This window comes from Thiomicrorhabdus cannonii, assembly GCF_013391695.1.
GTDB lineage: Bacteria > Pseudomonadota > Gammaproteobacteria > Thiomicrospirales > Thiomicrospiraceae > Thiomicrorhabdus > Thiomicrorhabdus cannonii.
Genome location: NZ_JACBGH010000031.1, coordinates 1 through 449, shown reverse-complemented (window position 1 = coordinate 449; position 449 = coordinate 1). Strand labels below are relative to the sequence as shown.

1 protein-coding gene is annotated in these 449 nt (G+C 39.4%); it reads right to left on the bottom strand.

All coding sequences use genetic code 11. The annotated features are described in order from the left end of the window. Positions 1-403: 6-phosphogluconolactonase (locus tag HZ297_RS11830; RefSeq protein ID WP_178863970.1), on the bottom strand; the 403-nt coding region annotated here is incomplete at its 3' end. Between the last annotated feature and the right edge of the window lie 46 nt (positions 404-449).

The window sequence follows — 449 nt, the reverse complement described above, 5'->3', positions numbered from 1 at the left end:
CATTAAAGCCGATATGCCCATTGCGACCGATTCCCAAGATTTGGAGGTCAACTGGATGGTCAGCCAAAATTTGGTTGTAGCGTTCAACTTCAGCTTCAGCATTGTCCTTAACACCACGAGGCAAGAAACTTTCTTTAAATGGTTTTTGGTTGAACAAGTTTTCTTGCATGAAGTAACGATACGACTGTGGATTGTCCCCATCAAGGCCCACATACTCATCAAGGTTGACACTGGTTAGATTTGAAAAATCAAGGTCACTCTCAACAATTTCCTTGTAAAATTCAAGTGGGCTACTTCCTGTCGCAAGTCCTAGAGTTTGAGCTCCATTAGCCAATTTTTCCTTCAAAATCTCAAAAGCAACTTTTCCACCTTGAACTTGGTTTTCAACTTTAATAACTTTCATCTTTTCATCCTCCATTTCTGTCTATATTCATTATATGGTATAGACC